Source organism: Roseburia sp. 831b, assembly GCF_001940165.2.
Lineage (GTDB): Bacteria > Bacillota > Clostridia > Lachnospirales > Lachnospiraceae > Roseburia.
Window position 1 is genome coordinate 412,659 of record NZ_CP135162.1, and the last position, 25,045, is coordinate 437,703.

Below are 25,045 nucleotides of genomic sequence, written 5' to 3' on the forward strand. Positions count from 1 at the left end.
GAAAAACAAGGAAATCATGTGGAATAAATTGGAAAAAAAGGTTGTCATCTTAGCCGTGGTACCGTTTCTTTTAACCGGGATTCTAACGGGCTGTACGGATGAAAAGCAGGAGAATGAGGATGCTTACCGGCAGATTGGAATCAACTGTATGAAAAGCAATGATTACGAGGGTGCAATCAGCGCGTTTGACAGTGCATTAGATCAAAAGATTGGAAAAATAGGCGACGAAGAGGTTGATATCTGCTATTACAAGGCAGCAGCACAATATGCAAACGGTGATACCGATGGAGCATTGGCCACTTATACCTCACTGGTGGACTATGACGACACCAACAGCAATGCTTATTATTTAAGAGGTGTGCTTTATCTTTCCATGCAAAATAATGCGGCAGCACTTGCAGATTTTTCCAGTGCGGTTGCAAATACGGATGCAAGCTATGAGCTTTATTTAAATATTTATCAGCAGCTTACGCAGGCGGGACTTTCAACGGAGGCACAGGATTATCTGGATAAGGCGCTGGAACTAAAAGGAAAAACAGCAGATGATTATTTCTGGCGGGGAAGAATTTATCAGACAACCGGAAAATATGAGGATGCGATTGAGCAGTACAAAGCAGCAATTGACAAGAAAAAGACAGAGGCAAATCTTTACCTGGCGCAGGTGTACGAGGCACAGGGCGATACTGATACAGCAGAGACTTATTATCAGGCTTACATTGATTCTGGAATTGCAGATTCCGAGGCAATGAATGCCCTTGGAAAAGTTGAGATGAACCAGCAGAATTACAAAGAGGCAATTGAATATTTTAAATCTGGATTAGAGATGGATGAGGTAACAAACGAGCAGGAGCTTTTGAAGAATCTGGTGCTTGCGTACGAGAATAACCGGGATTTCGAATCTGCAAAACAGACGATGGAGACCTATCTTTCCAAGTATCCGGATGACGAGGAAGCAAAGAGAGAATATACATTTTTATGTAACCGCTAAAAAGTTTGAAATGTATAAACGGACAGATTGTGTGAAACAGGAAAGTTTCACAGCAGAATAGGAGCATATATGGCAGAAACATATAAGATAGAAGAAGTAGAGGAAAAAGTCCTCCTAATCGGAGTGAGTGAGCAGGAGGGAGACGATGCAGAAGATTCTCTCACGGAGCTTGCAGAACTGGTAAAAACAGCGGGAGCAACCGTGGTTGGCACGCTGATTCAAAAAAGAGAATTGATTCACCCGGGGTATTATGTGGGAACCGGTAAGGTGCAGGAGATTCAGGAACTTATCGAACAGACCGGAGCAACCGGAATTGTGTGCGATGACGAACTGACACCGGCGCAGCTTCGCAACTTAGAGGATGCGCTTGACACGAAGGTGATGGACCGTACCCTGATTATCCTTGATATTTTTGCGGCACGTGCAACGACCAGTGAAGGAAAAATCCAGGTAGAATTAGCACAGTTAAAATACAGACTGGGACGACTGACCGGTATGGGAACTTCGATGTCACGTCTTGGTGGTGGAATCGGAACAAGGGGACCGGGAGAGAAAAAGTTAGAGGTAGACCGCCGTCTGATTAAAGACCGCATTGCGCAGCTCAACCGCGAATTAAAGGAAGTCAGACAGCACCGGGAGGTGACAAGAGCCCAAAGAGCGAAAAATCATGTGCCGGTTGCAGCGATTGTAGGTTATACCAATGCCGGAAAATCAACACTTTTGAACCGTCTGACGGATGCGGGCGTGTTAGAGGAAGACAAACTTTTTGCAACACTAGACCCAACTACCCGTGTACTTGAATTGCCGGGACGTCAGGAAATTTTACTGACAGATACCGTAGGTTTTATCCGAAAGCTGCCACATCACTTGATTGAGGCGTTTAAGAGTACCTTAGAGGAAGCAAAATATGCAGATTACATCATTCATGTGGTGGATTCTTCCAATCCGCAGATGGAAAAACAAATGCATATTGTATACGAGACACTCTCTGACTTAGAGGTAAAAGACAAACCGGTTGTGACACTTTTTAACAAGCAGGACAAGCGTACGGATGACGAACCGCTGCGGGATATGAAGGCAGATTATGTGCTTCACATTTCCGCTGCAAAAGGGGAAGGACTCGATGAGGTAAAAGAGCTGCTGTGCGAACTTTTGCGGGAAAACAAGATTCTGCTAGAACGTCTCATTTCGTATCAGGATGCAGGCATTATCCAGCAGATTCGGAAACAGGGAGAACTTTTGAAGGAAGAGTACCGCCCGGAAGGAATTTACATTGAAGCGTATGTTCCCATGCAGTTATATGGAAAACTTTAAGGCGATGTGAAAGGTTTTCATTAAGAGACGGTTATCCCGAAAAGATTTTGTGGAGAAACGATGGCTTGTGTGCTAGAATAAAGGTAAATAAGCGATAGAAAGTCAGAACAGTTATCGCACCTTACAAATGGAATAAGAATGAAGTGATAAATTCACAATAGAGAAATGGAGAACGCGTATGACCTTATTAATTAAAAACGGGCAGGTCATCAACCCTGCTACCGAGATGGACGAGATTGCAGATGTCTATGTGGAAGACGGAAAAGTTGCCGAGATTGGCAAAGGCTTAAAGAAGAAAGCAGACCGCGTCATTGACGCAAAAGGCTGCTTTGTCATGCCGGGATTTATTGACATGCATGTACATTTAAGAGATCCGGGTTTTGAACAGAAAGAGACGATTGAGACCGGATGTAAGGCGGCAGCACATGGCGGTTACACCACAATTCTTGCGATGCCAAATACAAAACCGGTGGTCGATAATGCGGATGTTGTAAAATATGTCCAGAACAAGGCAAAGGCAGTTGGAGTTGTCAATGTTCTTCAGGTTGGTGCCATTACCAAGGGACAGCAGGGAAAAGAATTGGCAGATATCGAGGGTATGGTAGCAGCCGGAATCCCAGCCATCAGCGAGGATGGAAAGTCCGTGATGAATGCCCAGCTTTACCGGGAAGCAATGCAAAAAGCAGCAGAGTTAAACATTCCTGTGCTGGCACATTGTGAAGATATTAACATGGTCAATGGCGGCGTGATGAATCAGGACGAGAAATCCAAAGAGCTTGGTCTAAAAGGAATCACAAACGCTGTGGAAGATATTATCACTGCAAGAGACATTATGTTAAGCAAAGAGACAGGGGCGAGATTACACCTTTGCCACTGTTCTACCTATGAATCGGTCGACATGGTAAAACATGCCAAAATGGAGAACATCAAAGTATCCGCGGAGGTTTGCCCACATCATTTTACCCTGACATCGGATGATATCCACAAAATCGACGCATCGGTAGACCCGACACACCAGATTTCGATTGAGGCAGATGCGGACACCAATTACAAAATGAATCCGCCACTCCGTACCAGACGTGATGTGGAACGTTTGAAGGAAGGACTTCGCGATGGTATCATGGAGGTCATTTCTACTGACCATGCACCACATACCTTTGAGGAAAAGAATACTTCCATGGCAAAGGCACCGTTTGGAATTGTCGGACTTGAGACAGCAGCATGCTTAACCTATTCGGAACTTGTACTAGGCGGATATCTCACACCGATGCAGATGGCAGAGAAAATGAGTTACAATCCGGCACGTATTGTCGGAATCGACAAAGGTGATATTGAGCCTGGAAAAGTTGCAGATATCGTGATTTTTGATCCAAAGAAAGAATATACGATTGATAAAAATGAGTTTGCAAGTAAAAGTAAGAATACCCCATTCCATGGTAGAAAAGTAACTGGAAAAGTTAGAACTACAATTGTAAATGGAACGGTTGTATATGAGGAAAAAAAGTAAAAAGGAGTTAGAAATGCCGGAAAAATTCGAAGAAACAGCAATTATCATCAGACAGGAAGAGATTGCGGATGACATTTACAGCATGTGGCTTAGAACAGATGAGATTGCGGCACATGCAAAAGCAGGACAGTTTGTGTCCGTCTATTGTAAGGAAGGAAGCAGACTTTTACCGCGTCCAATCAGTATTTGTGAGATTGATGCAAAAGATGGCGCAATCCGTCTTGTGTACCGTGTCGCCGGAAAAGGAACCGATGAATTCAGCAGAATGAGCACAGGAATGCAGCTTAAAATTGTGGGACCACTCGGAAATGGTTTCCCGAAAAAGAATAAGAAAGCATTCTTAATCGGAGGAGGAATCGGAATCCCGCCAATGTTACAGCTTGCAAAAGAATTAGACTGTGAAAAACAAATCGTGCTTGGTTTCCGCGACGAACTCTTTTTGATGGACGAGTTCCGCGCGCAGGGAGAGGTCTATGTAGCAACCGAGGACGGAAGTGCGGGAACAGAAGGAAATGTGTTAGATGCCATCCGTGAAAATGGTCTGGAAGCAGATATCATTTATGCCTGCGGTCCATTGCCGATGCTTCGTGCGTTAAAGACTTATGCGGCAGAAAAAAACATCGAATGCTGGATTTCCATGGAAGAGCGCATGGCATGCGGAATCGGTGCCTGTCTTGCCTGCGTTTGTAAATCCAAAGAAAAGGATGCACACTCAAACGTCAACAACAAGAGAGTCTGTAAAGAGGGTCCGGTATTCCGTGCAGAGGAGGTAGAATTCTAATGGCAAACATGAAAGTAGACCTTTGTGGTGTAACCTTAAACAATCCGGTTATGACAGCGTCCGGTACGTTTGGTTCCGGAGAAGAATTTTCCGAATTTGTGGATTTGAATAAATTAGGTGCCGTTGTGACAAAAGGTGTTGCAAATGTGCCGTGGGAAGGAAATCCTACCCCTCGTGTGGCTGAGGTATACGGTGGCATGTTAAATGCAATCGGACTGCAGAATCCGGGTATTGATTTATTTGTGGAACGCGATATTCCTTTTTTGAAAAAATACGATACGAAGATTATTGTCAATGTCTGCGGACGTACCATCGAAGATTACTGTGAGGTGGTAGATCGTCTCGCCGACCAGCCGATTGACATGATGGAAATCAATATTTCCTGCCCGAATGTCAAGGAAGGCGGAATCGCCTGGGGACAGGACCCGAAGGCAGTAGAGCAGATTACCAAAGAAGTGATGAAACATGCAAAACAGCCTGTCATCATGAAGTTATCTCCAAATGTGACAGACATTACCGAGATGGCAAAGGCAGCAGAGGCAGGTGGTGCAGATGCACTTTCTTTGATTAATACCTTAACCGGAATGAAGATTGACATTCACAGACGCTGCTTTGCACTTGCAAACCGCACCGGCGGAATGTCAGGCCCGGCCGTACATCCGGTGGCTGTGCGTATGGTTTACCAGACCGCACAGGCAGTGAAGATTCCAATCGTTGGAATGGGCGGCATTTTAACGGCAGAGGATGCCATTGAACTGATTTTAGCAGGAGCAACCGCCGTATCGGTTGGAACCGCGAACTTTACCGACCCTTCTGTTACAATGAAGATTGTAGACGGAATCGAAGATTACATGGATCGTTATCAGGTCAAAGATATAAAAGAATTAATCGGAGCGGTACACGACCGCTAGAGAATAGAAGAAAAGCCCGTATGGCAGAGATGCTGTGCGGGCTTTTTTCAAAATAGGATTCGGGTGTCAAAAGGCAGCTTACAGTTTTCTTGTTGGCAAATTGTACAAGGGCTGGACTCTTTTGTTCCGATGAGTAAACATAAGAAAAGTCTAAGTATGCCTAATGAAGATTATTATGAAAAGACGTGACCGGCATTCAATGAACCGTCCATGGTTCATGAAGCCTTGTTCTGCCATCCATGGCAGAACATCACTGGGTACCTTGAGGCATACTAAGATTTTCTAATGTTTTCTCAAAGTCACGAAAAGAGTCCAGCCCTTGTGCAATTTGCCAGCAACTAATTTGTGTGCTGCCTTTTGGCACCCGAATCCTATTTCAAAAATGCTCCGTGAGGATTCTTTCTTACAAATGTACGCCTTAATTCGAAAGGATATTGACGAAATAGAAGAAATCTTTTGTTATGAAGTTAGTTGTAACTAACCAACAGAAAGAGGATGAGAAAATGTTTTTAGAAATCAAGGGAATTGAAAAAAGTTTTGGCAGCAGAGAACGGCAATCGGAAGAGCGACTGTGAAAAACCCGGATATTTTGCTCTGCGATGAACCGACCGGGGTCCTCGACTACCACACTTCGAAAGAGATTTTAAAGCTGATTGAGGATGTCAACAAGAAGTACGGCAACACGATTATCATTGTCACACACAACGATGCCATCAAGGATATGGCAGACCGCGTTGTCATGCTCCACGATGGAAAAATCCGAAAGACTTACCGGAATGAGCATAAAATACCGGCACAAGAGTTAGAGTGGTAAGGAGGATAGTGGCATGAAAAATCCGATGAATCGCAGATACCTAAGGGAATTAAGGGATGATTTTGGAAAATATGTGGTGCTGTTTCTTTTTATGGCAGGCATGATAGCGTTAGTGTCCGGCTTTTTGGTATCAAATGACAGCATGCAGGCGTCTTATGAAGAGAGTTTTACAAAGTACAACATTGAGGACGGTAACTTTGAACTCTCGGAGGAGGCAGACGAGACACTGCTTGATACGCTTGAAAAAGAAGACCTGACCATCTATAAGAATTATTATCTTGAGGAAGAGACCAAAGAGGTCGACAGTACCCTGCGTATTTTTATAAATCGTGAAAAGATTAACAAAGCTTGTCTGATGGAGGGAGCATTTCCAACAGAAAAAAATGAGATTGCGATTGACCGTATGTATGCGGACAACAATGAGCTGAAAGTTGGAGATACGATTACCATTCAGAATCAGAAAATGAAGATTACCGGGCTGGTGGCACTTTCCGATTACAGCGCGCTTTTTTCCAATAATTCAGACATGATGTTTGATGCAATGAAGTTTGGTGTCGCTGTTGTAACCGAGGAAGGTTTTGCACAGTTTTCGGAGGACAATCTTCATTACAGTTATTCCTGGTTTTACGATGAAAAGCCAGAGGATGATACCGAAGCAAAAGAGATGGCAGACGATTTCATGAAAGTGCTGTCGGAAAATGCGATGATGGAAAACAGAATGCTCGAAAATTATATTCCGCAGTATTTGAACCAGGCAATTCACTTTACCGGGGATGATATGGTGGGTGATAATGCGATGATTGCGATTTTCCTGTATATTGTCGTATTGATTATTGCATTTGTCATGGCGATTACGACGAGCAACACAATCTCAAAAGAAGCAAACGTAATCGGAACACTCCGCGCGTCCGGTTACAGCAGGGGTGAGCTGGTGCGTCACTATATGGTGTTACCGCTCATTGTCATGTTTGTCGCCGCAGTTGTCGGAAATATCTTAGGATACAGTGCCGTCAAAGGTTATATGGCAAGTCTCTACTATGGAAGCTATAGTCTGCCGACTTATGTCACATGCTGGAATGCGGACGCTTTTATCCGGACAACGATTGTTCCGCTTGTCATTATGTTTGTCATTAATTTTGCTGTCCTTACAAAGAAAATGCGCCTATCACCGCTGCGCTTCTTACGGCGTGATTTAGCGACGAGAAAGAGGGAAAAGGCATTCCGCTTAAATACCAAGATTCCGATTTTTACCAGATTCCAGCTTCGTGTGTTTTTCCAGAACATCCCAAACTATGTGGTGATTTTTATCGGAATCATGTTTGCAAACTTTATTCTGCTGTTTGGATTCCTGTTCAACCCATTGCTGGATAAGTTTTCCGATGAGATTTTAGCGAAGATGATTTCGGATTATCAGTACGTTCTTAAGATGCCGGTTGAGACAGAGAATACGGATGCAGAAAAATACATTGCAGGAACCCTAAAGACCTTAGAGGGAAGCTTTAAGGTGGAGGATGTCTTAATCTATGGCATTGAGGCGGACAGCGATTACGTGACGATTGATTTTAAAAAGGACAGTGACATCTATATTTCGAGTGCCTATGCCGATAAATATGGTCTGGAAAAAGGCGATACCATCACACTTTCACAGAAGTACGGCGAGAAAGAATATGACTTTACAGTGGATGGTATTTACGATTATCCGTCCTCGATTGCCGTGTTTATGACAATGGATGAATATTGTGATATTTTTGACAAAGACGAAGGATATTTCAATGGCTACTTTTCAAATACAAAGTTAGACGATATAGAGGATAAGGTGGTTTCCACCATCATCACACAGGATGACCTGACGAAAACATCAAGGCAGTTAAAACTTTCCATGGGTGGTCAGATGGCAATCTTCTGGGTATTTGGTGTGGTGATGTTCCTTTCCCTCATCTACCCTTTGAGTAAAATTATCATTGAGAAGAACTCGGTATCCATTTCCATGACCAAGATTTTAGGATACAACAACGGGGAGATTAACCGGCTTTACATGATGTCGACAACCAGCGCAGTGCTGTTGTCACTTTTGCTTACGATTCCACTTGACAACTGCATTATGAAGGGAATGTGCGTCAGCCTTTTCGCGGATTATCCGGGTTATTTCCCATATTATGTGCCGGGTATTACATATGTGAAAATGCTCGTGCTCGGAGTACTTTCCTATGCTGTGGTAGCTGTGTTACAGATGAAAAAAATCAAGAAAGTTCCACTTGGCGAAGCCTTAAAAAATGTGGAATAATGCAAAGATGCGGACGTTTCGCGCCGCAATTTTGAAAAGATACGATTGTTGAGAAAAGTTGCCCAGTAACTTCGTTGACAGTATATATAGGAATTTCTAAAATAACAGTGTTAGCTAACACTGTTATTTTTTTGACCAAAACCAAGGAGGAACTTGAGATGCCGGATAAGACAATCACACAGGAAAAAATCTTAGAATCTGCGAAAACAGAATTTTTAGAGAAAGGATTTTTGAATGCGTCATTACGAAACATTGTGAAGAACGCCGGTGTGACGACGGGAGCTTTTTACCGCTATTATGACAGCAAGGAAGCGCTCTTTGAAGCAATCGTCGGGGAGCATGCGCAACATGTGCTTGCATTGTTTTGTCATACGATTGACCACTTTGAAGAACTTCCGGGGCAGGAACAGACCGAGCAGATGCTTGAACTGTCCACGGACTGCATCGGGGAGATGCTTGACTATGTGTATGAGCATTATGATGCATTTAAACTTTTAGTCGGATGTGCAGACGGAACGATATATGCTGATTTTATTCACAAGCTCGTGGAAAAGGAAGTGGAGTCGACGTACTTTTACATCGGGACGTTAGAGCGCATGGGACATAAAATGGAGCCGATTAACAAAAATCTGATTCACATGATAGCAAGCGGGCAGTTTACCGGCATCTTTGAGGCGATTGTGCATGACATGCCAAAAGAAGAGGCGGTCGAGTATGTGACACAGATGCGGCGCTTTTACTCTGCGGGATGGTCAGAACTTATGAATATTCAATTTGGCAGATGAAAGAGGAGGACATATGAAACAGAAAGAAAAATCAACCCTAGGATGGCTTGCTGAATTCGCCGGTACGCACAAAAAGGAATACATAAAAAGTGTTGTGTATGCGGTATGCGGCGTTATCTGCAGCCTGCTTCCCTATTTTATCATAGGGGATCTGGTGACAAATCTGATTGCGGGAAACCGCGACTGGGAGTTTTACCTGAAGGAAGGTATCTGGATGGCAGCATTTTGGCTTGCGCGCGTGCTGTTCCATGCACTTTCGACAAGCTGTTCCCATAAAGCAACCTTTGCGGTGCTTGGAAATATCCGAAAGAGATTGTGCGATAAGCTGGCAAGAGTGCCGCTTGGAAAAGTAAAAGAGGCATCTTCCGGCTCTTTAAAAAATATTATCGTGGAGCGCGTGGACAGCATTGAGACAACGCTCGCCCATATTTTGCCGGAATTTACGGCAAATCTGTTAGCTCCCATCTGTGTATTTGTTTATTTTTTAACAATTGACTGGAGAATGGCGCTGGTTTCTTTGATTACGTTTCCACTTGGCATGATTTGCTACATGGGCATGATGGTCGGATACGAGGAGAGTTTTCAAAATACCGTGACAAAGACGAAAGTGCTCAACGATACCGCAGTGGAATACATCAACGGAATCGAGGTGATTAAGGCGTTTGGCAAGGCAGAAAATTCTTACGAGAAATTTAAAATTGCCGCAAAAGAAGGCGCTGACTGTTACATCGAATGGATGAGACGATGCAATGTATTTTTCTGTCTGGCAATGACGGTGACACCATGTACGATGCTGACGGTACTTCCAATCGGTGGCTGTTTTGTGAAAAACGGAACGCTTGGAGTAGCGGATTTTATCATGTGCCTGATTCTGTCCATGGGACTTTTGACGCCACTCATCACAGTGATGTCCTATTCCGATGATATTGGAAAAATGCGCACGATTTTAGGGGAAGTGACAGACGTTTTAAGCTGGGAAGAGTTAGAACGTCCGGAGACCTTGAAAGACGAGCCGATGAGTTTTGACGTCGAGTTAGAGCATGTGACTTTCGGTTATGATGAAAAAGAAGTGTTACACGATATCAGCATGAAGATGAAAGAAGGAACCGTCAATGCTTTGGTTGGACCGTCAGGAAGCGGAAAATCTACCATTGCCAAACTGATTGCCTCCCTCTGGGATGTGCGAAGCGGAAGCATCCGCATCGGTGGTGTGGATGTAAAAGAACTTCCGTTAGAGGTGCATAACCGCAAGGTTGCCTATGTGTCACAGGATAATTATCTGTTTGATGATACCATCCGTGAAAATATCCGGATGGGACGCCCGGATGCGACGGATGCAGAGGTGGAGGAAGTTGCGAAAAACAGCGGATGCCATGATTTTATCATGCAGTTAGAGGACGGTTATGACACGATTGCGGGCGGCGCCGGCGGTCATCTTTCCGGTGGAGAACGACAGCGGATTGCGATTGCGCGCTCCGTGTTAAAGGATGCACCAATCGTCGTGCTAGACGAGGCGACAGCCTATACGAACCCGGAGAGCGAGGCTGTGATTCAGGCCTCAGGGGCAAAGCTTGTCCGCGGAAAAACATTGATTGTTATTGCACACCGCCTTTCTACCGTTGCCGATGCCGATAAGATTTTTGTCATTGAAAATGGAAAAGTAGAAGAGTGCGGAACACATGAGGAACTGTTAGGACAGCAAAAACTTTATCAAAAGATGTGGGAAGCCCATATTTCCACAAAAGATGACGGAGAGGAGAATACTGTTTATGCTTAAAATATATCAGAAATTCTTTCGCTTTTGCGGAAAAGTAAACAAAGGAAAATTCTACCGCTCCTTAGCAGACGGCGTAATGATTGCAATGATGGAGGCATTAAAAATTCCGGCGATGCTTTTGATGCTTCAGGGAGCAATCAATGGAACCATTACAGGAACTTTGATTTTAGAGTGTGTAGGAATTTTAGTGGCAAGTATTCTTATCAGTGCGGCATTCAAATACCGCTCCACGATGTATCAGTGTGAGGCAGGGTATGGAACGGCAGCAGGAAAAAGAATTGAGATTGCCCAGCATCTGCGCTATCTGCCGATGGGGTATTTTAACCGGAACAGCCTAGGTTCCATCACATCTGTCACAACAAACACGATGGAAGGACTTGCAGACGTAGCGACAAGAGTAGTTATGATGACAACGCAGGGAATTTTATCACCGGAATTATTGCAGTTTTGATGCTGCTTTATGACTGGCGCATCGGACTTATTGTATTTGCGGGAATTGCTCTGTTTTTCCTGGCAAACAGCCGGATACAGAAAAAGAGCCAGCGGCTTTCTCCAAGAAAATATGAGGTGGACCGCTCCCTGGTTGAAAAAGTAATCGAGTATGTGCAGAGGATTTCCGAGGTAAAAAGTTACAACCTGACCGGAAAAATGGCTGGAAAATTAAATCGGGCAATTCAGGAAAACACAGACTGCAACACGGAGATGGAGCTTACGTTTGTTCCTTTGATGGCATTACAGAATGGGATTATCAAACTGACCGGAGTTGCCATCACGCTCTGTTCCGTAGCTTTTTATCTAAACGGAAGCATGGAACTTTTAATCTGCATCGGAATGATTATCTGCTCGTTTATGGTATTTTCAAGTTTAGAGCAGGCGGGAAATTATTCGGCATTGCTTCGTACCGTGGATGTCTCTGTGGACCGTGCACAGGAGATTTTAGACTTGTCGGCGATGGATATTGATGGAAAAGAAATCACACCGCAGACGCATGATGTAGAATTGCGGGATGTAACATTTTCCTATGAAAAGAAGAAAATTATCGACGGTATTTCGGTTCGGATTCCGGAAAAAACGACAACGGCAATCGTTGGACCTTCCGGTGGCGGAAAGACCACACTGTGTCATCTGATTGCAAGATTCTGGGATACCGATACCGGTGAGATTTTATTGGGCGGTCACAATGTAAAAGAGTACAGCATGGACAGCCTGATGAAAAACTTCAGTTTCGTGTTCCAGAATGTGTATTTATTCCAGGATACGATTGCGAATAACATCCGCTTCGGACAGGAGGACGCCCCGATGGAAAAAGTAATCGAGGCGGCAAAACAGGCGTGCTGCCACGACTTTATCATGGCGCTGCCGGACGGCTATGAGACGGGCGGACACCATCCTTGTCGTAGACAAGGGAAAAATTGTGCAGCAGGGCAGACATGAGGAACTGATGCAGCAGGATGGAATCTACAGGCGGTTTGTGACATCACGTGAGCTTGCGGCAAGCTGGAAATTGTAAAAGTGAGAAATCCTCTCAATAGGAATTCTTGATTTTCCTGTTAAAATTCATTATGATAAACGAGGTTAGGAATGACTAACCTGTGTAAATCAATAAGACTCCTTGCGAACTGCAAAGCTGCTGAATTTGGAGTTCACCGGAAGTTGCTACCTTCCGGAAGGAGTTTCTTAGTGAGCGAGAGAATGGAGGAAAACAGCACATGAATTATTTAGAAATTGAAAAAGTAATCGGACGCGAAATCTTAGACTCAAGAGGAAATCCTACGGTTGAGGCAGAAGTGACATTGGTGGACGGAACAATCGGTCGCGGAATGGCACCAAGCGGTGCATCCACAGGTGAATTTGAGGCATTAGAGCTGCGCGACGGCGTAAAAGACAGATATCTCGGAAAAGGTGTGGAGAAGGCAGTTGAAAATATCAACACCATCATCAATGACACCTTATGCGGAATGGATGCTTCCGATATTTATGCAGTAGATAGAGCAATGATTGAGGCAGATGGAACAAAGGATAAATCAAAATTAGGCGCAAATGCAATTTTAGCAGTTTCCATTGCAAGTGCGAGAGCAGCCGCAACAGCACTTGATATTCCGCTTTACCGTTTCTTTGGCGGAATCAGTGGCAACAGACTTCCGGTACCGATGATGAACATTGTAAATGGTGGATGCCATGCATTATCCTCAGGTCTTGATGTGCAGGAATTTATGATTATGCCGGTTGGAGCACCGAATTTTAAAGAGTGCTTAAGATGGTGTGCAGAAGTGTTCCACGCACTTGCTTCTATTTTAAAAGAACGTGGACTTGCAACAAGCGTTGGAGATGAAGGTGGTTTCGCACCTGCATTAAAATCTGACGAAGAGGCGATTGAGACGATTTTAGAGGCAGTGAAAAAAGCCGGTTATGAACCGGGAAAAGACTTTAAGATTGCCATGGACGCAGCTTCTAGTGAATGGAAGACAGGCAAAAAGGGCGAGTACAAGCTTCCAAAAGCCGGAACCGTATTTACATCCGAGGAACTGATTGCACATTGGAAAGGTTTGGTTGAGAAATACCCAATCATTTCCATTGAAGATGCATTAGACGAAGAAGACTGGGAAGGCTGGAAGAAACTGACCGCAGAGTTAGGCGACAAAGTCCAGTTAGTCGGAGATGATTTATTCGTCACAAACACCGAGAGACTTTCCAAAGGAATAGAACTGGGATGCGGCAATTCTATCCTGATTAAATTAAACCAGATTGGTTCTGTCTCCGAGACGTTAGAGGCAATCAAGATGGCTCATAAAGCAGGCTATACCGCCATTGCTTCCCATCGTTCCGGTGAGACGGAAGATACCACAATCGCAGACCTTGCAGTTGCATTAAATACCTGTCAGATTAAGACCGGTGCACCGAGCAGAACAGAGCGTGTTGCAAAATATAATCAGCTGTTACGCATCGAAGAGGAACTCGGCGCTGCAGCAGTTTACCCGGGAATGGGTGCATTTAATGTGAAATAGAACGTTCCTGTAATTCTACATCTGAATTCTTGGAAACATACACTTTTTCAGGATTCTTATAAAGTTTATACAAATTTATAAAATACACGTTGTGTAATTATAGAACACATGCTATAATATACGCAACGTGTATTTTGTGTTTTAAATCAAACTTTGAAACTAGAATGTGAGGAGGCAGTTTATGAAGGAGAAGGAAGTGCTTACGGAATGTCAGAAGAAGATGAAGGAGCTTCGGGAAGAGACAGGAATGAACCGCAAGGAGTTTTGCGAGCAGTTTGATATTCCATACAGAACGGTGACGGAGTGGGAGCGTGGCAATCGAAATGCACCCGGTTATGTGCTGCGTTTTATGGAATACTATATTGCAATGGAAAAAGTGAAAGAGCGCTCGAAACAGAAGGATTTTTTGGCAGAAGAATTCGAGACCAAAAGATTACGGATACGCCATTTCAAAAAGGAAGATGCAGAGTCTTGTTATCAGGGCTGGGGAAAGGATGAGAGACTGGGAAGTTTTATATTGGGCTATCCGATGAACTTACCACAGATGGAAGATTTTGTGGGGAAGCAGCTTTTCAATGAGAATGCATGGGTTATCGTAGAAAAAGAAAGCGGAAGCTGCATTGGTGCTATAACGGTTACGATTCCATATACACAGCTTGGCATCGGGGAAGCAGGCTATGTCATAGGAGAGCATTATCAGAGAAAAGGCTATGCGTATGAGGCGGTGAAGTGTATATTACAACACTATCTGGTGGAGCGTGATTTGTATATGATAGAAGCAAAGTATCAGGAGAAGAATATAGCATCTGCCGGATTGTTGAAGAAATTAGGGTTTAAGGTGGATGGAACACTAAGAAACCGGAGGGTTGAGGTTTCCTCCGGCGAGCGAAGAAATCTGGTGGTATGTTCCATTACAGGTGATGAATATAAGGAGAAGAATGCTTATGAAGAAAACTAAAGAAGACATTACAATCAGAAGCTCTGCCGGAGAATACTTATCGTACATAGCCGCAACGGGCAATGGGGATGTTGACATGGAGGTCTTATATTTTGAGGAGTCTATCTGGATGACACAGAAGATGATGGCAACGATGTATGACGTTACAAAACAAAATATCAGTCAGCATATACAGAAAATTTTTGACGACAATGAGTTAGAGGAAGCGTCAACTGTAAAGAATTTCTTGACAGTTCAAAAGGAGGGTGCAAGACAGGTTGAACGGGAACTGGTTCATTACAATCTCCCTATGATTATCGCAGTCGGTTTCAAAGTGAATTCGATAAGAGCCGTCCAGTTTCGAAAGTGGGTCAACCAGATTGCGACCACTTATACCATTAAAGGATGGGTAATGGATTCGGAACGGTTGAAGGAAGGAACGTTTTTATCGGATCAATATTTTGAGGAACAGCTGGAGAAAATACGTGAAATCCGCTTGTCAGAACGAAAATTTTATCAGAAGATTACGGACATTTACGCGACGGCGGTAGATTATGACAAGACCGCTAAGACAACGAAGGATTTTTTTGCAAAGGTGCAAAATAAGATGCATTATGCGGTACATGGGCATACCGCGGCGGAGCTTATTTATGAGAGAGCGGATGCTGCCAGGGTGCATATGGGACTGCATACATGGAAGGATGCACCGGATGGGAAAATAATTCCAAGCGATGTTGTGGTAGCAAAGAATTATTTATCAAAAGAAGAGATGGAATCGTTAACCAGAATTGTGTCGGCTTATCTTGACTTAGCAGAAGACCGGGCGAAAAGAAAGATTCCAATGACAATGGAAGACTGGGCAAAAAGATTAGACATCTTTTTACAGGCAGACGACAGAGAAATTCTGCAGGATCCAGGAAAGATAACAGCGAAGATTGCAGAAGAACATGCCTTGTCAGAATTTGAAAAATATAGAATTATCCAGGATGAACAGTTTTTATCGGATTACGACAAATATTTGCTGGAGTTAGAACAATCCACAAAATAAAAAATGATAAAATTTCTCAACAAAGAAAAAAGCATGGAAATGTCGAAAAATAGGATTATAATATATAGTTAATAGCTAAAACCTATGAGGAGGCAGATAACACGTTAAAGAAGTTGAAAAAGATTGATCCAAAGAAAACAGGCATTTTTGCAGCAGGGGTACTGTTTGGTACTGCCGGAATTAAGATTCTTTCCAGCAAAGATGCAAAGAAACTTTACACAAACTGTACTGCAGCCGTACTTCGTGCAAAAGAATGTGTGATGAAGACTGCAACAACCGTACAGGAAAATGCAGAGGATATTTATGCAGAGGCTCAGCAGATTAATGAGGAAAGAGCTACAAAGGAAGCAGAAGTATTTTCTGAGGAAGAAGTTTCAGAGGAAGAAGTTTCCGAAACAGAAACAGAGGAATAAAAAATGAGGACACCTATGACCTTTTTGGGGTTATAGGTGTTTTATCGTTTTCATCAGCCCATAAATCCAAGATGCGTAAAAGTAACGCAGACCTGGAGAAGAAAATTGGAGTAAAGACATGAAATTTAAAATAGAACATGAGATAAAGGGAAGAATCAGAATCCATGTGATACAGAAGAGAATGTCGTTTGAGCAGGCAGATATGCTTCAATATTATCTGGATGAACAGGAAATGGTTCTTTCTGCAAAAATAAAAGAGCGTACCCAGGATATTACAGTATGTTATCAGGGAGAGCGGGAGGAATTACTTGATATTTTAAAGAAGTTTTCTTATGAAAAAGTAGAGCTGCCACAGGATTATTGTAAGAATTCCGGCAGGGAAATGAGCCGTGAGTATTGGGACAGATTAGTCAATCAGACCGTGCTTCATTTTGGAAATAAGATTTTTCTGCCGTATGAAATCCGTGCAGGAATCACACTGGTGAAATCCGCAAAATATATCTGGCAGGGAGTAAAGACACTTGCACGTGGAAAAATTGAGGTTCCGGTGCTGGATGCAACGGCAATCGGCGTATCAATTCTTCGTGGTGATTATGCAACTGCAGGTTCTGTGATGTATCTGCTTGGTGTAGGCGAAACCTTAGAGGAGTGGACATACAAAAAGTCCGTCGGAGACCTCGCAAGAAGCATGTCCTTAAATATTGATAAAGTATGGCTGGTAAGAGAAAATCAGGAAATACAGGTTTCCGCTTCTACCGTAAAAGCAAAGGACTGTATCCGGGTACATATGGGCAATCTGATTCCGTTTGACGGAGTTGTGACAGACGGGGAAGCAATGGTAAACCAGGCATCCCTTACCGGGGAATCAGAGCCGGTAAGAAAGGTCAAAGGAGGCGTGGTTTACGCTGGAACTGTGGTAGAAGAAGGCGAAATCACATTAGAGGTAAAAGAGGCAAATGGCGCCAGCAAGTATGATAAGATTATGACGATGATTGAGGAATCAGAGAAACTGAAATCATCCTTAGAAGGAAAGGCAGAGCACCTCGCAGACCGGTTAGTTCCATATACCTTTGCAGGAACCGGACTGGTATGGCTGCTTTCCCGTAACGAAGGCGCTTTCGGTTCTGATGGTAGACTTTTCCTGTGCGTTAAAGCTTGCAATGCCATTGTCGGTTCTTTCTGCAATTCGTGAGGCAAATACCTACGATATTACCGTAAAAGGTGGCAAATACCTAGAGGCGATGGCGGAGGCAGATACGATTGTATTTGATAAAACAGGAACGCTGACGAAGGCTCAGCCAACCGTTACACAGGTGATTTCGTTTAATGATATGGAACCGGATGAACTGCTTCGTGTTGCGGCGTGTTTAGAAGAATATTTTCCACATTCCATGGCGAAAGCAGTTGTACGTGAGGCACAAAGAAAAAATTTAGTGCACGAGGAACTTCATTCAAAAGTAGAATATATTGTGGCACATGGAATTTCATCCAAGATAGAGGATAAAAAGGTCATTATCGGAAGTTATCATTTCGTATTTGAAGATGAGAAAACCATGATACCGGAAGAAAAAAAAGAATTGTTTGACGAACTTCCACCGCAGTATTCCCAGCTTTATATGGCAATGGATGGAAAACTTGCCGCAGTAATCTGCATTGAAGACCCGCTGCGAAAAGAGGCCGCAGATGTTGTAAAATTATTGCGGAAAAATGGAATTACAAAAGTAGTTATGATGACCGGAGACAGCGAGCGGATTGCAGGTAATATTGCAAAAAAAGTTGGCGTGGATGAGTATCATTCAGAGGTGCTTCCGGAAGATAAAGCAGAATTTGTAAGAAAAGAAAGAGAAGCCGGACGAAAGGTCATTATGATTGGCGATGGAATCAATGATTCGCCGGCATTATCAGCCGCGGATGTAGGTGTTGCAATCAGAGCAGGAGCAGAGATTGCAAGGGAGATTGCGGATGTAACAATCGGTGCAGAAGATTTAGGCGAGATTGTTGTGTTAAAGAAATTGAGCAATGCACTGATGGAGCGAATCCGCAAGAATTACAAAGTCATCGTCGGATTTAACACAGCCTTGATTTTGCTTGGAGTAGGTGGCATTATTCAGCCAACTACATCTGCATTGCTTCACAATACATCGACACTGATTATCAGTACGAAAAGCATGAAAAATCTTTTAGAGGAAGAGAAGAAAGCTGCTTCACCAGAGAAAGTCTAATGACTTTCTCTGGTAAGCAGCTTTTTGTAGGTAGCTTCCATTCCAAAAGCTCCGAGCGGAGCTGTAAGAATAATTGCCATGACCGCTACTGACAGAACAAGTTTTCCACATGCAAGTCCAGAGGCGAGAGGCACGGAACCAATCGCCGCCTGTACCGTAGCTTTTGGTAAATATGCAATCACACAAAAAATGCGTTCTTTCCAATTCAGATTTGTTTTTGCGGTACATAATAATACGCCACATGCCCGAAAGAGCAGGGCGATAAAAATCATAAGAATGGCAGCAAATCCAGCTTTTAATGTGTAGCGGATGTCCACCGCTGCACCAACCAATACAAACAGCATAACCTCAGCGGCAATCCACAGCTTCCCAAATTTTTCGGACAAACGTTTTGACACAAAAGCAATACTTTTCATTTTTAAGACGCAGGCCATACTCACAACTGCTAACAGACCGGATATAGCGACTTTTCCCTCGAGCCAGCCTTCCACGGCAACAAGCAGGAAGGAAACACCCAGAACAATAATTACTTTTGTGCTGTTTCTTACATAATGCTTTTTCGCATAAGCAGTTTCAAAAAAACAATAAAGAAGATATCCGGCTGCCACTCCCAGCAGAATTCCCAAAACAATAGAAACCGGCACATTCAAAAAGTCTTTCATATGAGCAGTTCCACCTTGTGCCATGCCAAGAAATGTCGTAAATAGCACAATGACAAAGATATCATCACAGGAGGCACCAGCCAAAATCATCTGTGGAATTGCCTTCTTAGTACCATACTTGTTTTCCATGAGCTGTACCATTTTTGGAACAACAACGGCCGGGGAAACAGCACCTAACACAGCTCCCATGACAGCAGCTTCGATTCTGGTGATGCCAAAAAGAACAGGAGCAGCTAACACGTATCCTATCATTTCACAGGTTGCCGGAACAAAGGAAAGCATGATTGCCGGCCGTCCAACTTTTTTCAAATCCGCTAAATCCAAAGACAAACCAGCTTTAATCAATATGATAATGAGGGCCATCTTCCGTAAATTCGCTGATATTGAGAGTATGGAAGGGTCAAGAAAGTTTAGAACATACGGACCTAAAACGATACCGGTAAAAAGCATACCGATAATTTTTGGAAGCTTCAGGCGCTGGCAAATAGCTCCCGTGGCTAAACCAACAAGAAAAATAAGTGATAATGATGTTAACATAAAATATCCTCCTTTAAGCGCAAAAAAGCTGATGCTTTCTGCGACAATGATAATCGTAGAAGTCATCAGCCAATAAGCAGTTTAGGTTTCCCAAGGGAGAACTTCATTCCCTGTCAATTTATATAAAAATTACACCTCTTTTTTGAAAATGTCAAGATGTTTTCAAAATAAAGTTAGGAGAAACTAACTTTCGCGTTCCTGAATAAAGGTGATAAGATCCTGCATTTTGTCAGAAATTCCATCTAAGATTTCAGAGTTCGAGGATTCGGATTCAATGGTTTCTGTCGCGTGCGCAGAAAGTTCTTCTGTGACAGCGGAGATGGTCTGAACAGAATCGACGATAACCTGGTTAGCTTCCTTTAATGTCTGTGCACTTTCTGCCAAGTGTTCTACGTGTTGCTGAATGGAATTGGTATGTTCTTTAATCTGGGAAAAATTCTTAGCAGTGTTTTCAACGCTTTCTTTTTCACAGGAGATTCCGGTAATCATTGTGCCGATGACGGATACCACTTCTTTGATTGCGGAGGTCACGTTTTCAATCAATTCCGTAATCTGAACGGTGGCATCTTTGGTACGGGTAGACATCTGTGTAATCTCTGTGGCAACAACGGCAAATCCTTTTCCGGCTTCCCCGGCACGTGCAGCCTCGATGCTTGCATTTAAGGCAAGAAGGCTTGTCTGGGAGGTAATGTCGTCGATCAATTCTACAATGGTGTGCATCTCATCCATGTATCCGTCTAAGGTATTTAGCTTTGTGGCGGCAAGTTCGCTGTTAGAAACAGAAGTGTCAACCTGTTTGACCAATGCGTCCATGGCTTCATTTCCAGCTGATACGATGGAAAGCGTCTGCTCCATATTCTGCTCGATGGAGGTGGAAACAGATTCCACAATCTGCGTTTTTTCCTGAATGGATTTCGACTGGAGTGCCTGCTCCTGTACGGCATTTGCGGTATCGGACGCTCCGTTTGCAACCTCCTGCATGGCGTAGAGTGTATTTTTCGAGGAATCATTTAAGGTGGATAATTGCTTAGAAATATTGTTAATTTCTGCATTGATATGTTCGGATAATGTGGATAAATCGGTAAAAAGCTGCTGTGTCTTTGCTTCGGATTCCCTGGAGTCATCCAGTTTCTGTGTCAGGTTCAGGTTCAGTGTCTTGGAAGTATAGTAAGAAAAGAAACCGACAATCAACATAATGGTAATCTGAATGATAGCGGAATCTGCACTGGTATATCCAAATTTTCCGGTATTAGCACCCAGAATAATCAGGACAATATTTTCCAAAACGGCACCAATATTAATGAGAATAGAATATCTGGTATCGTTGTACACAGAGATGACGAGAATCATCGGAATGACAAATAAAAATACGAGGTTATTCGTGGAAGTAAAGATGGAAAATGTGTAAAAAACAGCAAAACCAATGCTGCAAAAATGCTTGATTTTAGGCGTTTCAAAATCTTTCTTCCAAAAATAAATTTCGGCTGCGACAGGACCAAAACCAAGAATGAGTGCGATTATAAAAAAGGAAAATGGCTGTGTGCCGGACAGTGCCTGAAGCAGGAAAAAAATAAGCATGATGATGACATTGCATGCATGTGCATATAAAACAGTTGTGTTGTTTCGCTCCAAATCGGTTTGATATCTTTTTTTCATGATGTCCTCTTTTCTACACGGAAAAAGGGTGGTGGAAAAATCCGTGTGTATCCCTAAAATTTACAAAAATACTCTTATTTCTTATTTTATATGGTTCGTTTTTAAATGCAATAAGAGTGGAAAAAACGGATGGAATATCGCAGAAAACAGGCTGATGTAAGACAGAATCTGGCTTGCAGCTCAAAAGACATTGCGTTATAGTGATTAGGGCAGTTTTCCAAAAAAGGGTGCTGTGGTTTCGATTTTACCGATAAAGGAGCAAGGGAAATGAAAAAACAGGAAAGTCTATTGTTACATGTGAAATATCAGGCGAAACCGGGAAGGAGAGAAGCCTTTTTAAAAGAGATTTTGGAATCCGGTATTTTAGAACAGATTCAAAAGGAAGATGGATATCTTGGTTATGCGTATTATTGTGATGTCGTCCATCCGGATGGGATTCTTCTGGTAGAGGAATGGGAGTCGAAAGCAAAGCAGGAGAAACATCTTTTGACACCACACATGATGGAACTGAAAAAAATCAAAGAACACTATATAGCGGATACTGTTGTCCGGGAAATGAAAATAAGCGAGGAGTAAGAGATGGAGTATATTTGTGGTTTTACATTTGCACCATTTTGTGGAGCAGGTGTATTAAAGGAGGCGTCAGCCAAAGAAAGTTTAAAAGAAATGAAAGAGAGAACAGGTGCCAATTTTGTGATTTTTGCACCGGGTGGTGTACAAAAGACAGCTCATTCAGAAGAAATCTGTTACACCTCGAAGGATACGATGACAGACGAAGAACTGATTTCGATGATTAAGTATGCAAAAGAATTAGGACTTGGGGTAGCATTAAAACCAACGGTAAACTGCAAGGATGGAACATGGAGAGCGTTTGTGAGCTTTTTCGACCATGATGTTGTCTGTGAGCCAAAGTGGGGAAACTGGTTTGAGTCCTACACAAAATTCCAGTTACATTATGCAAAGATTGCACAGGAACATGGATGCGAAATGTTTATCGCCGGATGCGAGATGGTGATGACAGAACACAGAGAGCAGGAGTGGAGAACACTGATTCGCGCAATAAAAAACGTGTATCATGGACTTGTTTCCTATAACACCGACAAGTATCAGGAAAGTTATGTAAACTGGTGGGATGAGGTGGATGTGATTTCCTCTAGCGGTTATTATCCGATTGACGATTGGGAAAATCAGTTAGACCGTATTGAAAAGGTAGTTGAAACATACCAAAAGCCATTCTTTTTTGCGGAGGCAGGATGCATGTCTGTCGAAAAATCAAATCTTGTGCCGAATAACTGGGAAGTAAGGGGAGAAGTAGACCTGATGGGACAGCGTGACTGGTACGAGGCGATGTTATCCGCAGCGCAGAAGAGAAGCTGGCTAAAAGGAGTGGCGTTCTGGTCCTGGAATGCAAAGCTCCCTTCCGTAGAGGAGGCAAGGGAAATGGGGGACTACGAAGTCTACGGAAAACCGGCAGAACAGGTGATAAACCAGTATTTTACTAGGAGATAGTCATGCCTATCTTAAAAATAACTAAAAATTAATCTCAAAATAAAATAATTTAGCTAAAATAAGTTTACATTTAACTAAAAATGATTTATACTTTTGGTAGTAAGGTTAGAAACAGGCTAATAAATAAAAGATGAAATGAGATAGGAGAATTGCGATGGATTACATGGAAACATACAAAGAATGGTGTACAGACCCATATTTTTCAGAGGAGACAAGAAAAGAATTAGAGGCGATAAAAGAGAACAAGGATGAGATTGAAGACCGTTTTTATCGTCAGTTAGAATTTGGAACCGGTGGACTCAGGGGCGTGATTGGTGCAGGTACCAACCGTATGAATATCTACACAGTGCGCCAGGCAACACAAGGACTTGCCAACTACATTTTGTCTCAGAATGGACAGGATAAGGGTGTTGCAATCGCACACGATTCCAGAATTATGTCACCGGAATTTGCAATGGAAGCTGCACTTTGCCTGAATGCAAATGGAATTAAGGCGTATGTCTTTGACAGCCTTCGTCCAACACCGGAACTTTCTTTTGCAGTGCGTGAGTTAGGATGCATTTCCGGAATTGTAATTACAGCAAGCCATAACCCTAGAGAATATAATGGATATAAAGTATACTGGGAGGACGGTGCACAGATTACACCACCTCACGATAAGAATATTTTAGCAGAAGTTGCAAAAGTAACCTCTTTTTCCCAGGTAAAGACCATGGAGAAAGCGGAAGCTGTTGAAAAAGGACTTTTCCATACAATTGGAAAAGAAATCGATGACCGTTACATGGAAGAGTTGAAAAAACAGTCCATTCACCCGGAAATCATCAAAGAGATGGCAAAAGACATTAAGATTGTTTACACACCATTACATGGAACAGGAAATCTTCCGGTACGCCGTGTCTTAAAGGAACTTGGATTTGAAAATGTTTATGTGGTAAAAGAGCAGGAACTTCCAGATGGAAATTTCCCGACCGTTGCATATCCAAATCCAGAATCACCAAAAGCATTTGAACTTGCATTGAAGCTTGCAAAAGAAGTGGATGCAGATATTGTGCTTGCCACAGACCCGGATGCAGACAGACTGGGTGTTTACTGCAAGGATACCAAGACCGGTGAGTATGTAACCTTTACCGGAAATATGTCCGGTATGCTGATTGCGGAGTATATCTTAAGAGAGAGAACTGCAACCAAGACTATGCCAAAGAATCCGGCACTGGTTGAGACCATTGTAACAACCGACATGGCAAAAGCGATGGCAGCTTCTTATGGTGTGGCATTGATTGAAGTTTTGACCGGATTCAAATATATCGGAGAGCAGATTAAATTCTTTGAACAGAATCATTCTCACAACTATGTGTTTGGATTAGAGGAAAGCTACGGATGCCTTGCAGGAACTTATGCAAGAGATAAGGATGCATGCGTGGCTGTTATGATGCTTTGTGAGGTTGCATCCTGGTGCAAGAAAAATGGAAAGACACTTTGGGATGCCATGATTGATTTATATGAGAAATATGGCTATTACAGAGAAGGTCTTGCAACCATGACATTAAAAGGAATTGATGGTGCGGCACAGATTCAGAACATGATGAGCAGCATGAGAGAAAATCCAAAGAGCACCTTAGGCGGATTTGAAGTGCTTGCAGTGCGTGATTACAAAGAAGATACCAGAAAAGATTTAAAGACCGGGGAAGTGACAAAGACAGGACTTCCAATATCGAACGTTCTTTATTATGAACTGAGTGATCAGGCATGGTGCTGTGTGCGTCCATCCGGAACAGAGCCAAAGATTAAATTCTACTTTGGTGTAAAAGGAAGCTCACTTTCCGATGCAGAAAAGAAGTTAGAAGTTTTAAAAGAAGATTTGATGCAGATGGCATAGAAATTTTTTTGGGGGAAAA

Annotated in this window: 17 protein-coding genes, 3 pseudogenes and 1 riboswitch; of the genes and pseudogenes, 18 read left to right on the plus strand and 2 right to left on the minus strand. The window is 43.0% G+C overall.

Annotated elements, in window-relative coordinates; genetic code table 11:
- Positions 1–16 precede the first annotated feature (16 nt).
- The 15 genes and pseudogenes from BIV16_RS01780 (at position 17) to BIV16_RS15695 (ending at position 18,786) form a co-directional block, all read left to right on the plus strand.
- Positions 17–988: a tetratricopeptide repeat protein gene (locus tag BIV16_RS01780; RefSeq protein WP_075679611.1), complete on the plus strand. Its 972-nt coding sequence runs from the start codon at positions 17–19 to the stop codon at positions 986–988.
- 69 nt (positions 989–1,057) lie between these two features.
- Entirely contained in the window at positions 1,058–2,302 is a 1,245-nt protein-coding gene (gene hflX / locus BIV16_RS01785; RefSeq protein ID WP_075679610.1) for a GTPase HflX, read from the plus strand.
- Between the two features lie 178 nt (positions 2,303–2,480).
- Positions 2,481–3,809: a dihydroorotase gene (locus BIV16_RS01790; RefSeq protein ID WP_075679609.1), complete on the plus strand. Its 1,329-nt coding sequence runs from the start codon at positions 2,481–2,483 to the stop codon at positions 3,807–3,809.
- Between the two features lie 13 nt (positions 3,810–3,822).
- A complete protein-coding gene (locus BIV16_RS01795) occupies positions 3,823–4,590 on the plus strand; it encodes a dihydroorotate dehydrogenase electron transfer subunit (protein WP_075679769.1) in 768 nt (255 codons plus the stop codon).
- On the plus strand, positions 4,590–5,501 hold the full coding sequence (locus tag BIV16_RS01800) for a dihydroorotate dehydrogenase (protein ID WP_075679608.1): 912 nt from the start codon (positions 4,590–4,592) through the stop codon (positions 5,499–5,501). The genes BIV16_RS01795 and BIV16_RS01800 overlap by 1 nt, the downstream gene beginning before the upstream one ends.
- A 541-nt stretch (positions 5,502–6,042) precedes the next feature.
- A pseudogene (locus tag BIV16_RS01805) lies at positions 6,043–6,315 on the plus strand (ABC transporter ATP-binding protein); the annotation flags it as partial.
- Positions 6,316–6,328: 13 nt separating this feature from the next.
- Entirely contained in the window at positions 6,329–8,599 is a 2,271-nt protein-coding gene (locus tag BIV16_RS01810; RefSeq protein ID WP_075679607.1) for an ABC transporter permease, read from the plus strand.
- A 158-nt stretch (positions 8,600–8,757) separates the two neighbouring features.
- Positions 8,758–9,384: a TetR/AcrR family transcriptional regulator gene (locus BIV16_RS01815; RefSeq protein WP_075679606.1), complete on the plus strand. Its 627-nt coding sequence runs from the start codon at positions 8,758–8,760 to the stop codon at positions 9,382–9,384.
- Between the two features lie 13 nt (positions 9,385–9,397).
- Positions 9,398–11,161: an ABC transporter ATP-binding protein gene (locus BIV16_RS01820; protein ID WP_075679605.1), complete on the plus strand. Its 1,764-nt coding sequence runs from the start codon at positions 9,398–9,400 to the stop codon at positions 11,159–11,161.
- Positions 11,154–12,671: pseudogene (locus BIV16_RS15685) on the plus strand (ABC transporter ATP-binding protein). The gene BIV16_RS01820 and the pseudogene BIV16_RS15685 overlap by 8 nt, the downstream one beginning before the upstream one ends.
- 199 nt (positions 12,672–12,870) lie before the next feature.
- Positions 12,871–14,166, plus strand: coding sequence for a phosphopyruvate hydratase (eno, locus tag BIV16_RS01835; RefSeq protein ID WP_075679604.1), 1,296 nt, complete (start codon positions 12,871–12,873; stop codon positions 14,164–14,166).
- 181 nt (positions 14,167–14,347) lie between these two features.
- Positions 14,348–15,124: a GNAT family N-acetyltransferase gene (locus BIV16_RS01840; RefSeq protein WP_083625051.1), complete on the plus strand. Its 777-nt coding sequence runs from the start codon at positions 14,348–14,350 to the stop codon at positions 15,122–15,124.
- Positions 15,111–16,151, plus strand: a complete 1,041-nt coding sequence (locus tag BIV16_RS01845) for a virulence RhuM family protein (RefSeq protein ID WP_075679603.1) — start codon at positions 15,111–15,113, stop codon at positions 16,149–16,151. Before BIV16_RS01840 ends, BIV16_RS01845 begins: the two co-directional genes overlap by 14 nt.
- Before the next feature lie 113 nt (positions 16,152–16,264).
- Complete coding sequence (locus tag BIV16_RS01850) at positions 16,265–16,564, plus strand: DUF6110 family protein (RefSeq protein ID WP_075679602.1); 300 nt, start codon at positions 16,265–16,267, stop codon at positions 16,562–16,564.
- Between the two features lie 118 nt (positions 16,565–16,682).
- Positions 16,683–18,786: pseudogene (locus BIV16_RS15695) on the plus strand (heavy metal translocating P-type ATPase).
- On the opposite strand, the gene BIV16_RS01865 reads toward BIV16_RS15695, so the two are convergent.
- Together BIV16_RS01865 and BIV16_RS01870 are read right to left on the minus strand one after the other, a co-directional pair.
- Positions 18,783–19,985, minus strand: coding sequence for a cation:proton antiporter (locus BIV16_RS01865; protein ID WP_075679601.1), 1,203 nt, complete (start codon positions 19,983–19,985; stop codon positions 18,783–18,785). The pseudogene BIV16_RS15695 and the gene BIV16_RS01865 sit on opposite strands and share 4 nt — an antisense overlap.
- A 49-nt stretch (positions 19,986–20,034) precedes the next feature.
- A riboswitch (Fluoride riboswitch) is annotated at positions 20,035–20,105 on the minus strand.
- A gap of 63 nt (positions 20,106–20,168) precedes the next feature.
- Positions 20,169–21,641 carry a methyl-accepting chemotaxis protein gene (locus tag BIV16_RS01870; RefSeq protein WP_075679600.1) on the minus strand — a complete coding sequence of 491 codons (1,473 nt, stop codon included), beginning with the start codon at positions 21,639–21,641 and terminating at the stop codon, positions 20,169–20,171.
- A 267-nt stretch (positions 21,642–21,908) separates the two neighbouring features.
- Here BIV16_RS01870 and BIV16_RS01875 point away from each other — a divergent pair, with 267 nt between their 5' ends.
- The 3 genes from BIV16_RS01875 (at position 21,909) to BIV16_RS01885 (ending at position 25,026) form a co-directional block, all read left to right on the plus strand.
- Complete coding sequence (locus BIV16_RS01875) at positions 21,909–22,217, plus strand: putative quinol monooxygenase (protein ID WP_075679599.1); 309 nt, start codon at positions 21,909–21,911, stop codon at positions 22,215–22,217.
- 3 nt (positions 22,218–22,220) lie between these two features.
- A complete protein-coding gene (locus tag BIV16_RS01880) occupies positions 22,221–23,150 on the plus strand; it encodes a glycoside hydrolase family 113 (RefSeq protein WP_075679598.1) in 930 nt (309 codons plus the stop codon).
- A 154-nt stretch (positions 23,151–23,304) separates the two neighbouring features.
- Positions 23,305–25,026, plus strand: a complete 1,722-nt coding sequence (locus BIV16_RS01885; RefSeq protein WP_075679597.1) for a phospho-sugar mutase — start codon at positions 23,305–23,307, stop codon at positions 25,024–25,026.
- Positions 25,027–25,045: the final 19 nt, after the last annotated feature.